Annotated in this window: 7 protein-coding genes and 1 tRNA gene; 3 read left to right on the top strand and 5 right to left on the bottom strand. The window is 69.7% G+C overall.

Going from position 1 to position 11551, the window contains the following annotated elements:
- Positions 1–347: 347 nt before the first annotated feature.
- The 3 genes from PV762_RS18205 to PV762_RS18195 form a co-directional block, all read right to left on the bottom strand.
- Positions 348–423: transfer RNA gene (locus PV762_RS18205), tRNA-Ala, on the bottom strand.
- 106 nt (positions 424–529) lie between these two features.
- Positions 530–1876: a hypothetical protein gene (locus PV762_RS18200; RefSeq protein ID WP_421036413.1), complete on the bottom strand. Its 1347-nt coding sequence runs from the start codon at positions 1874–1876 to the stop codon at positions 530–532.
- A 126-nt stretch (positions 1877–2002) separates the two neighbouring features.
- Positions 2003–3124, bottom strand: a complete 1122-nt coding sequence (locus PV762_RS18195; protein WP_421036412.1) for a C40 family peptidase — start codon at positions 3122–3124, stop codon at positions 2003–2005.
- Here PV762_RS18195 and PV762_RS18190 point away from each other — a divergent pair.
- Positions 3041–5320, top strand: coding sequence for a propionate--CoA ligase (locus PV762_RS18190; RefSeq protein WP_421036411.1), 2280 nt, complete (start codon positions 3041–3043; stop codon positions 5318–5320). The two genes, PV762_RS18195 and PV762_RS18190, sit on opposite strands and share 84 nt — an antisense overlap.
- Positions 5320–7323, top strand: coding sequence for a M3 family metallopeptidase (locus tag PV762_RS18185; protein ID WP_421036410.1), 2004 nt, complete (start codon positions 5320–5322; stop codon positions 7321–7323). The genes PV762_RS18190 and PV762_RS18185 overlap by 1 nt, the downstream gene beginning before the upstream one ends.
- Here PV762_RS18185 and PV762_RS18180 read toward each other — a convergent pair.
- A complete protein-coding gene (locus PV762_RS18180; RefSeq protein ID WP_421036409.1) occupies positions 7308–8159 on the bottom strand; it encodes an HAD family hydrolase in 852 nt (283 codons plus the stop codon). The genes PV762_RS18185 and PV762_RS18180 overlap by 16 nt on opposite strands.
- A 50-nt stretch (positions 8160–8209) precedes the next feature.
- Here PV762_RS18180 and mdtD point away from each other — a divergent pair, with 50 nt between their 5' ends.
- On the top strand, positions 8210–9673 hold the full coding sequence (gene mdtD / locus PV762_RS18175) for a multidrug transporter subunit MdtD (RefSeq protein ID WP_421036408.1): 1464 nt from the start codon (positions 8210–8212) through the stop codon (positions 9671–9673).
- An 84-nt stretch (positions 9674–9757) separates the two neighbouring features.
- Here the strand turns inward: mdtD and PV762_RS18170 are convergent, their stop codons facing one another.
- A complete protein-coding gene (locus tag PV762_RS18170) occupies positions 9758–11515 on the bottom strand; it encodes a PhoH family protein (protein ID WP_421036407.1) in 1758 nt (585 codons plus the stop codon).
- Positions 11516–11551 lie beyond the last annotated feature (36 nt).

The following is an 11551-nucleotide window of genomic DNA, read 5'->3' as shown; positions in this document are numbered from 1 at the left end:
TCCGACGCACAGGACCCCGAAGGTGAGCGCGAACGCGCCCACGAGAATCGCGCCGATCAGTTCAAGCATGGGTGCTCCTGGTGGCGGTGCCGCGTTGCGGCGGGCTCCCGGCTTCCTGGGCGCGAGGCCCGGTCCACCGGGTGGGAGCGATCAATACTAGACCTGTCGGACGCCACGCCGCAATCGCATGGGACGGAGTCCCACCGCTCGTTCGGGGGATTCCGTGTCCCGGTTGCGCGTTCCTTCCAGGCGTGCTCGGAAAGTCCCTGACAACCCGCTTCCTTGCCGTACGCGTCCGCCAAAGAGAAAGGGGTCGCGCCTGTCGGTGCGACCCCTTCCGGATCTGTTGGTGGAGAGGAGGAGGATCGAACTCCCGACCTTCGCATTGCGAACGCGACGCTCTCCCAGCTGAGCTACCCCCCCAACGAAGACATCGACTATAGCAGAGATTTCACGAACGCCGCCGAGTGCAAGGGAACTGGAGCGGAGTTCGCACAAATCCCGGGCTGGAGGTCGAGGCCCATGCGGCTCACCAGCGGCAGCCCTTGTCGCGCGCCGCGTCGCGCACCAGCGGAACGACCGCCAGCAGGCCCTTGTCGGCGTAGGCCTTGCGGCATTCCTGCTGGCCGGCCTCGCGCATCTTCTCGGCCAGGGCATCCTTGTCCTCGGGCGGCTTCGGCACCGCCGAGATCACGCCGGACGGCATCCCGCGCGGTCGCATCGGGCCGCGCGCCGCATTCAGGTCGAGGTTCAGCTTCGGCGCGTTCGGCGGCGTCGAGGCCGGCGTGGCCACGTCGTGGCCGGTGCGCGCTCCGGCGTCCGGCGCGCCGATGCTGGGTTGCGTGGTCGTCGGCGTCGTCGAGCCGTCCAGCGACGTGCGGTTGGCGGGCGTCGGCGTCGGTGAGGGGGTGGTCGATACGCGAGGCTGTGCCGTCGGCGCCGCAGGGGGCGCGGTCGTCGGCGCGGTCGTTGCAGGCGGCGTCGGGGTTGGTGTCGGAGCCGGCGTCGGCGTCGGCGTCGGCGTTGGCGGTGCCGGCGCAGGCGTGGGTGCCGGTTGAGGCGCCGCGGCCGGCGCCGGTGTCAACGGCGGAAGCTCGGCGGGCGCCTGGAGCTCCGTCGGCACAGGCGGTGTCGTGGTCCGCTCGATCGGCGAACGGTCGATGCGTCTGACCGTCGTGGGCGTCTCGCTGAGGATGGGCGCGGGACGTTCCGGCAGTTGCAGCGTCGGCGACGGCGCCTGCAAGGCCTCCGTCGGCGCTGCAGGACGAACGGGCGTCGTTTCGCGCGCGGCGGGTGCGATGCGCGTGGGCGCTGTCATCGGGGCCTCGCCGGGCGTGGTCAGCGTCGTGACCGCGGGTTCGTCGGCGGGCACAGGCGAGGGCGCCGGTGCGGGCGTCGGCGCGGGCGCAGGGGTCGGTGCCGGGGGAGCGGGCGTGGGCGTAGATCTCGGCGTCGGTGCGGGCGCCGTGGCGGCCGGCGGCGCGCTGCGGTCGGCAGGCGCATCGCCGGTCAGTTCGTCGCCGGGTTGCTGCCGCCATTGCCCCTGGCGCGCGGCACCGGGCGTCTTCCGTTCTTCCGGCGTCGGCGGGCGTTCCCGCACCGCGCCGCCGGAGCGCGGCTGCTTGGCATCCCCGACCGGTCCGCGCTCGGGAATCACGGCGGCGGGTTCCCCCGAGCCGGGTTCGTAGCGGTCGCCCTGCAGCCTCACGTTCAAGGGGCCCCAGAGGCCCTCGCCGGGCTTGGCGGTGCCGCCGGGCGCGTTGCCGATCGCCACGAGCAGCAGCACGTGCAGCAGGACGGCCAGCAGCAGGGCCTGCCCCATCTGGTCGGGGACTCGGTGCAGCGGTGTCTGGGCGGGATCGAGGACGGCGGACAAGGTGGATCGCGAGGATCGCGGCGACGGCGCTGGGGCGCAGCATAGCCGGGATCAACGGGGTCCCGTGTCAGGACTTGCCTTCAGGAGGGGCGTCCCGGCGGGCCCGGGCGCCCGCTGGACAGGGGTTCAGGTCCCTGCGTTGGCCTGGTTCAGATCGGCGCGACGCGCGCCGGTGAAGCGCTTGGCCCAATACGCTTCGCGCATGTCCTCGACGCGTACCGCGCCGCCGACGCGTGGCGAATGGATGAACTTGCCTTCGCCTACATAGATGCCGACGTGCGAGAAGGTCGCGCGCATCGTGTTGAAGAAGACCAGGTCGCCAGGCTTGAGGTCTTCCTTCTTGATCGGCACCAGGCTGGACAGCTTGGCCTGCTCGTCGGCGCGCCGCGGCAGCACCAGGCCCACGCTCATCTCGAAGATGTGGCGCGTGAAGCCGCTGCAGTCGAAGCCGTTGTTGACCGAGTTGCCGCCGCGCTTGTACGGCACGCCCAGGAAGTTCATCGCCGACAGGACCAGGTCGGACGCGTTGTCGCGCACCCGGTTCAGCAGGCCGGGGGCGGCGGCGTCGACGCTCGGCGTGGCGGTGGTCGGCGAGGTCTGCGCCTGCGCGACGATGCCGCGCTGTTGCAGGAAGCGGGCGACGGACTCGCTGGCGTTCGCGTTGCCGGCGGCGGCGCCCATCAGGGCGGTCGGCGGCAGCGAGGCGGTCGCCGCCGTCGTCGTCGTGATCGTGTTGGTGACGGACACGGTGGGGGCGACCAGCGCCGCGGCAGTGCCTGTCGCGGCCGCGGTCGTCACGGCGGCGGTCGCGGCGGCCGGCGAACGCATCAGGCTCTGGCCGTAGGCGCCCATCATCGTGCCGGCGGGCGGCGCGGCCTCGGTCCTGGCATCAGCCACCTTCGCGTCGGCCTTTGCGTCGGCCTTCGTCGGCGCCGCCTTGTCGGCGGCGATCTCGGTGGCACCGGTCGACGGGGACTTGTCCTCGTCGGCCTTGGCCTTCTTGTCCTTGCCGGCGTCCTTGGCCGCGACCTGCTTCGAGGACTTGGCGTCCTTCGTCGACTTGGACGTGGATTTCGCTTCGGCGGTCTTCCTGGTGGCAGGTTTTGCCACCGGCTTGGCGGCTGCCTTGGCCGGCGCGGCCTTGGCCTGCGCCTTCGGCTTGTCGTGCGCCTCGTTGGTGGACGAGGTCGACTGTTGCGCCCAGCAACTACCGCTGGCGACGACGCAGATCAACCCCAGTGCGGCCATGGCGCGCTGGAGCTTCTGGTGTCGGGGAGCGGAGCGGGAGGGACGAACGGTATTCATCAGTGTTGGGCGCGGAGACTAGGCACCATCTCCGTACCGGTCAAGCGCGAATGCCCGCAGGGGCGCGCCTGGCTAGGGAAAGTCCGGGCGTGGCCACGAGACCCTTCCCAGGAAAACCCGGATTGGACCACAGCCCCCCTGCGCAAGGCTGTGAACGAAAGTTTCAGAAAAGCTGTCGATGCGAGGATCCGTGCGGAATTCGCGCATTCGAGACCAACATCCCAGGAGACCGTGATGACCGAGAGCTATGCGGCGATGTACCGGCGTTCGATGGACGATCCGGACGGGTTCTGGGCCGAGCAGGCGCGGTTGATCGATTGGTCCCGGCCCTTCGAGCAGGTCTGCGACACGAGCCGGCCGCCGTTCGCGCGATGGTTTGTCGGTGGCCTCACGAATCTGTGCCACAACGCCGTGGACCGCCATGCGGCCCGTCGGCCCGGCGACGCGGCGCTGATCTGGGCGTCGAGCGAAGTCGACCAGGAGCGCGTGATCTCCTTTGCCGAGCTCCAGGAGGAAGTCGAGGCGATGGCCGCCATCCTGATCGAGCAGGGCGTGGGCGTCGGCGATCGCGTGCTGATCTACCTGCCGATGATTCCCGAGGCCGCCTACGCGATGCTGGCCTGCGCGCGCATCGGCGCGATCCATTCCGTGGTGTTCGGCGGGTTCGCCAGCCATGCGCTGGCCGATCGCATCAACGACGCGGAACCCGCGCTGATCGTCAGCGCCGATGCCGGCAGCCGCAACGGCAAGGTCGTGCCCTACAAGCCGCTGCTCGACGAGGCCATCCGCCTGGCGGCGCACAAGCCGGCGAAGGTGCTGATGGTGGATCGCGGGCTGAGCGCGTTCGAACGCGTCGAAAGCCGCGATCTCGACTACGCCGCGTTGCGCGAGCGTCTGCTCGGTACGCGCGTGCCCTGCGAATGGCTGCCGTCCGACGCCGTCAGCTACACGCTCTACACCAGCGGCACGACGGGCCGGCCCAAGGGCGTGCAGCGCGACGTCGGCGGTCATGCGGTCGCGCTGGCGGCAAGCATGAAGCACATCTACGACGGTCATCCGGGCGAGACCTTCTTCTCCACCAGCGACATCGGTTGGGTCGTCGGTCACAGCTACATCGTCTACGGTCCCTTGATCGCGGGCATGGCCACTTTGATGTACGAAGGGACGCCGGTGAGACCCGACGCGGCGGTCTGGTGGCGGCTGGTCGAGCGGCACCGCGTCACGGTGATGTTCAGCGCGCCAACCGCGGTGCGGGTGCTGAAGAAGCAGGATCCCGGCTGCCTGACGCGGCACGACCTGTCGTCGCTGCGCGCGTTGTTCCTGGCCGGCGAGCCGCTCGACGAGCCGACCGCGCGCTGGATCGCCGAGGCCATCCGCAAGCCTGTCGTCGACAACTACTGGCAGACCGAGACCGGCTGGCCCATCCTGACGCTGGCGCGTGGCGTGGAGCCGGCCGAGCCGAAGTTCGGATCGCCCGGCGTGGCGATGTTCGGCTACCGCGTCCAGCTGCTGGACGAGCGCACCGGCGAGGCGCTGGAAGCGCCCCATCAGAAGGGACTGCTCGCGATCGCCTATCCGCTGCCGCCAGGCTGCATGCAGACCGTCTGGCGCGACGACGAGCGTTTCGTGCGCACCTACTGGGAGAGCGTGCCCCGCCGGCAGGTGTATTCGACCTTCGACTGGGCCTTGCGCGACGAGGACGGTTATTACTTCATCCTCGGGCGCAGCGACGACGTCATCAATGTCGCGGGGCATCGTCTGGGCACGCGCGAGATCGAAGAGTGCATCGCCGGCCACCCGGCGGTGGCGGAGGTCGCCGTGGTCGGCGTCGCGGACCCGCTCAAGGGTCAGGTCGCGATGGCCTTCGCGGTGCTGAAGGATCCGGCGCACGCCGCCACGCCGCAGGAGGCGCTGACGCTCGAAGGCGAGATCCTGAAGCGCGTCGACCAGCGCCTGGGCGCGGTGGCGCGACCGTCGCGGGTGCGCTTCGTGGCGCTGCTGCCGAAGACGCGGTCCGGGAAACTGCTCCGTCGCGCGATCCAGGCCGTCTGCGAACATCGCGATCCCGGCGACCTGATCACCCTCGACGATCCCGCCGCGTTGCAACAGATCCTTGATTTGATGAAGGGGACCTCCTGATGAAGCAAAGGCATGCATTGATCCTGGCCGTCGTCACGGGCTGTGCGCTGTCGGCCGCGCCGGCGTCCGCTCAATCGGAGGCGCGCCCGCCCGCGCTGCCGACGCCGGCGTTCCCCAGCTTCGCCGATGGCAACGCCGTCGATCGTGCTTGTGATGCGGGCCTGACGGCGCTGAACCGCGAGGTCGACCAGCTGGCGAAGCGCAGGGTGGACAAGGGCTGGCTGGCGGCCTACGACCTGGTGATCGCGCATCACGAGGACGCGCGGTTCCCGATCGACTTCGTCCAGAACGTGCACGCCGACAAGTCCGTGCGCGACGCCGCCCAGGCCTGCGCGCTGAGCTGGACCGATTTCCAGACCGCGTTGACGCAGAACGGGAAGATCTATCGCGGTCTGAAGACCGCGCCCGCCGCGGACGCGATCGACCGCGAGCTCAAGCGCAACGCGCTGGGGCTGTTCGAGGACAGCGGCGTCGGCCTGTCGACGAACAAGCGCTCGCGCGCCAAGCAGATCCTGGACCGGCTCTCCGCGCTCGATCAGCAGTTCTCGAAAGCGATCCGCGACGCCAACATCCGCGTCGCGTTCACCGCCGACGAACTGCGCGGCGTCCCCGACGGTGTCTGGACGGACAAGCCCCGCGACGACCAGGGGCGCTATCTGCTGGGCGTCGACAACCCGACCTACACCGCGCTGATGCAGACCGCCGAGAGCGGCGCCGCGCGCGAGCGCATCTGGCGAGCCAAGACCAACGAGGGCGGCGAGGGCAACCTCAAGCGCCTCACCGAGGTCATCACGCTGCGCAAGGAATACGCCGGCCTGTTCGGCTACGACAACTACGTCGACTTCAACCTGCGCCGCCAGATGGCCAAGGACGCCGCGACGGCGACGCGTTTCCTCGGCGAGGTCAAGGGCACTGTCCAGCAGGGCGAACGCGCCGATCTCGAGGAGCTCCGCCGCGCGAAGGCGGCGCACCTGGGCACCGCGATCGAGGCCACCACCGTGACGCAATGGGACGGCGTCTACTACGCCGAGCGAATCCGCAAGCAGCGCTTCACCGTGGACCAGGAAGCCTTCCGTCCGTACTTCCCGCCGGCGGAGAGCCTCGCGTTCACCCTGCGCGTCGTCGACCGGCTGCTCGGCGTGACGCATACGCCGGTGTCGCTGCCGGGCCTCTGGCATCCCGACGTAAAAGCCTATGTCGTGAGCGATACGACCACGGGCAAGGCGCTCGGCACGCTCTACATCGACCCGTTCCCGCGCGACGGCAAGTACAACCACGCGGCGGTCTGGCCGCTGCGATCGAGCAGCACGCGCCTGGGCCGCCATCCCGCCGCCGCACTGGTCGTGAACCTCGATCGCGGCGGGCTGTCGCTCGACGAGCTGGAGACGCTGCTGCACGAGCTCGGCCACGCGGTCCACAACAACCTCGCCAACACCCGCGACGTGTCGCTGGGGCAGTGGGCGGTGATGCACGACTTCGTCGAGGCACCGTCGCAGATGCTCGAGGATTGGGTCTACGACCCGAAGGTGCTCAAGCTGATGGCCGAGGTCTGCCCGTCCTGCAAGCCCGTGCCCGACGAGCTGGTCGGCAAGGCCCGCGAGGCGCGCGATTTCGCCAAGGGCACGAAGTTCGGCCGCCAGCATCTGTACGCGAGTTATGACCTCGCGCTGCACGGCGCGACCATCCAGGACCCGCTGGCGCTGTGGGCGAAGATGGAAGGCGACACGCCGCTGGGCCACGTGCCGGGCACGATGTTCCCCTCGCGTTTCGCGCACATCGCAGGCAGCTACGGCGCGGGCTATTACGGCTACCTGTGGAGCCTGGTCGTCGCGATGGACCTGCGCACGCCGTTCGCGGCGGACAAGCTCGATGCCGCGGTGGGCCGTCGTTATCGGGAGACGGTGCTGTCGCGCGGCGCCGAGCAACCGGCGCCGGCGCTGGTGCGCGACTTCCTCGGGCGGAACTCCGACGCCAACGCGTTCTACGACTACTTGCGCAAGTAGGTCGCGCGCCAGTCGTCGCGGATGAACCGCACCACGGCGTCCTCGTGGTGGAAGCCGATGATGCGGTGCGCGGCCTGCTTCACGTCGTCGCTGGCATTGGCCATGGCGACGGCGTGATGCGCGGACTTCAGCATCGTCAGGTCGTTGACCTGGTCGCCGAAGACGACGAGCTCGCGCTCATGCAGCGCGTAGCGCTGCGCGAGCGTGGCGATCGCCTGGTCCTTGCTCGCCCGGCGGTCGTGCACGTTGAGCCAGGGCCATCCCGGCATGTAGATGTCCTCGGCCAGATGCGTCGTGACGAGGTCGCCGCAGGTGGCGAGGATCTCGGCCTGCAGCGCTTCGAGCGGCTCCGGCCGGCCGACCACCAGCATCGTGACCAGCGGGTCGTCCAGCTGGTCCTGCAAGCGGTCGACGTGACGCAGCCGCGGGTCGGCGTTGCGCTGGCGCTCGGTGACGAAGCGCTGCTGGCCTTCGTTCTGCACTTCCTGCCAGAAGAGCTGGTCGCCCTTGGCGCCGTGGGTCGCGATGAAGGGCATCAGGCCGTGCCGCCGCACCAGCGCGAAAAGGGCCTGACCGAGCGCCGGTTCCATCGCGTTGACCAGCTCGTGCCGGCCGGTGCGCAGGTCGCTGATGTAGGCGCCGTTGGACGACACGACCGGCAATGAGATGGGCAGGCCGTCGAGGATGCGGGCGATCGACACCACGTGCCGCGCGCTGGCGACGGTGAAGGCCAGGCCCTCGGCCAGCAGTTCTATGAGGCCGGCGCGGGTGGCGTCGGACAGGCGGGCCTGCGGATCGAGCAGGGTGCCGTCGAGGTCGGAAACGTAGAAGCGCATGGGTCGCACATCCTACGCCGCCGGGGTCCGATACTTGCCGGATGCCGCCCATGCCTTCCTCCTCGACGACACCGCTCGACGTGCTCGGCCGCCCGGTCCTCGACGACGCCACCCGGCGCTGGCTGCCCTGGGTCGTCGCGCTGGCGTTCTTCATGCAGACGTTGGACACGACCATCCTCAACACCGCGCTGCCCGGCATGGCGCGCGACCTCGGCGAGGACCCGCTGCGGATGCAGTCGGCCGTCGTCGCCTACCTGCTGACGGTGGCCCTGCTGATCCCCGCGTCCGGCTGGCTGGCGGACCGCTTCGGCACCCGCACCGTCTTCCTGTGGGCGATCGGGCTGTTCAGCCTGGGCTCGCTGGCCTGCGCGGTCTCGCCCAGCCTGCACGTGCTGGTGGCTTCGCGGGTGGTGCAGGGCGTCGGCGGCGCGCTGCTGGTGCCCGTCGGGCGGCTGGTCGTGCTGCGCGCCTTCCCGAAGGCCGAGTTCCTCGCCGTGATGACCTTCATCAGCCTGCCGGGGCTGCTCGGACCGCTGCTGGGGCCGACGCTGGGCGGCGTGCTGGTGGAGTTCGTCAGCTGGCACTGGATCTTCCTGATCAACCTGCCGGTGGGCCTGGCCGGCGCCGTGGCCTGCCGGCGCTTCATGCCGGAGATCAAGGGTCCCATCGGCAAGCGTTTCGACTGGGGCGGGTACGGCCTGTTCAGCGTCGGGTTGATGCTGATGTCGCTGGCGCTGCAGGGCTTCGGCGAGCACATGGTCAGCGTCGCCGTGTGCTTCGTGATGCTGATCGCCGGCGTGGCCTGCATGATGGCCTACTGGCTGCACGCCACCCGCACCGACGAGCCGCTCTTCACGCCCGCGCTTTTCGCCGTGCCGACCTTCCGCATCGGGCTGCTGGGCAATGTCTTTGCGCGGCTGGGCAGCGGCGCGACGCCGTTCCTGACCCCGCTGTTCCTGCAGGTCGGGCTGGGCTTCTCGCCCAGCGAGGCGGGGCTGTCGATGATCCCTTCCGTGCTCGGCGCGATGTTCACCAAGACCCTGGCGATCCGCCTGATCAAGCGCGCCGGCTACCGCCGCGTGCTGATCGTCAATACGCTGCTGCTGGGCGCGCTGATCGCGAGCTTCGCGCTGATCCCGCGCGGCGTCGGGCACCTGTGGCTGGCGATCCACCTCGGGCTGTTCGGCATGGTCAACAGCATGCAGTTCACCGCGATGAACACGCTGACGCTGGGCGACCTCGACGAACGCACCGCCAGCCCCGGCAACAGCCTGCTGGCGGTGGTGATGCAGCTGTCGATGAGCCTGGGCGTGGCGACCTCGAGCGCCTTCCTGCTGCTGTTCTCGCACGGGCTGCCGCGCACCCAGGGTGCCGCGATCGTGCCGGCTTTCCACGGCACCTACCTGGCGCTGGGCGCGATGGCCGCGCTGGCGGCGTTCATCTTCTACCAGCTGCGCCGCGACGAGGGCGCCGCCGAGGAAACCGTCCAGGCCAAGCTGACCCCCGAGGCGTAGGGCGCATGAAAAAGCCACCCCGAGGGGTGGCTTGGTGAGGTCGTGGCGAACAAGGGCCCGAAAGGCCCGGCGCTCACGCCGAGGTCAGAGCACCTCGGACGCGAAGTCCGCCAGCCGCGAGCGCTCGCCGCGCGCCAGCGTGACGTGACCGCTGTGGGCCCAGCCCTTGAACTTGTCGACCGCGAAGGTCAGGCCCGAGCTGCCCTCGGTGAGGTAGGGCGTGTCGATCTGCGCCAGGTTGCCCAGGCAGACGATCTTCGTGCCCGGACCCGCGCGGGTGATCAGCGTCTTCATCTGCTTGGGCGTCAGGTTCTGCGCCTCGTCGATGATCACGTACTTGTTGAGGAAGGTGCGCCCGCGCATGAAGTTCAGGCTCTTGATCTTGATCTTGCTGCGCACCAGGTCGTTGGTGGCCGCGCGGCCCCATTCCCCGGCGGCGCCGTCGCCGCGCCCCAGCACTTCCAGGTTGTCGTCGAGCGCGCCCATCCACGGGCCCATCTTTTCCTCTTCCGTGCCGGGCAGGAAACCGATGTCCTCGCCGACCGGCACCGTCACGCGGGTGACGATGATCTCGCTGTAGCGGCGCTCGTCCAGCACCTGCGACAGGCCGGCGGCCAGCGTCATCAGCGTCTTGCCGGTGCCGGCCGAGCCGGTCAGGGTGACGAAGTCGCAGTCCGGATCCATCAGCAGGTTGAGCGCGAAGTTCTGCTCGCGGTTGCGCGAAGCCACGCCCCAGACCGAATGCTTCTGGTGACCGTAGTCCTTCAACGTGCGCAGCACCGCCGTCTTGCCGGTGATCTCCTGCACCTTGGCATACAGCGGCGCGGCGCCCGGCGCCTCCAGGTAGACCAGCTGGTTCACCAGCAGCGTCGGCACCAGCGGGCCGCTGATCCGGTAGAAGGTGGTGCCGCCTTGCTGCCAGCTCTCCATCGTCTTGCCGTGGCGCTCCCAGAAGTCGGCCGGCAAGGCCTGCACGCCGGTGTAGAGCAGGTCGGAGTCGTCCAGCGTCTTGTCGTTGCGGTAATCCTCCGCCGGCAGGCCCAGCGCGCGGGCCTTGATGCGCATGTTGATGTCCTTGGACACCAGCACCACCTCGCGGCCGGGCTGCTGCTGCTTCAGCGCCTGGACGACGCCCAGGATCTGGTTGTCGGCCTTGCCCTGCGGCAGGCCCTGCGGCAGCGGGGTCTCGAACAGCGTGGTCTGGAAGAACAGCTTGCCGCCGGCCGCGCGGTGACCGGTCTGGTCCAGCGGCAGGCCCTTGGACATCTCCTCGATCGTGCTCGACTTCAGGCTGGTGGCCAGCGCGTCCAGGTCGCGGCTGACCTGGCGCACGTTGCGGGCGACTTCTGTCATGCCCTTCTTGTGCCCGTCCAGCTCCTCGAGCGTGATCATCGGCAGGTAGATGTCATGCTCCTCGAAGCGGAACAGCGACATCGGGTCATGCATCAGCACGTTGGTGTCGAGCACGAACAGCTTGGGATCGCCCGCCGGCTTGCGCGCCTTCGAGCGGGCCGGGGCGGATTTCTTCGCCGGCGCCTTGGAAGGAGCGGGCGAAACCAGCGCCAGCGACGGCGATTGGCCGCCGCGGGCTTCCACCGGCTCGGCACGCGGGCGCGCGCTGGCCGACGACGACGGCGTCGTGGTGCCGGTCGGTGCGGTGGCCGGGGCCGGCAACTCCGCGCGCGCCTCGGCCCGCGGCGCGGGTTCGGCGCGGGAAGTGGCGAGGGGGGCGGACGGTCTGGCCTCGAGCGCGGGAGGGCGTTTGCTGGGCGACAGGTCGGTCGCGTAGGCGTCGGAATCTAGGCGGCTGGCGCGCTTGGTCGGAGGCTTGGGCAGTGGCATGTGCGGGGGTGACGGGCTTGCGTGATGAGCCTGGGG

This window comes from Mitsuaria sp. CC2 (assembly GCF_048957715.1).
GTDB lineage: Bacteria > Pseudomonadota > Gammaproteobacteria > Burkholderiales > Burkholderiaceae_C > Roseateles.
Note: the sequence above shows the minus strand (reverse complement) of the source record. Positions and strands in the feature narration are given on the sequence as shown.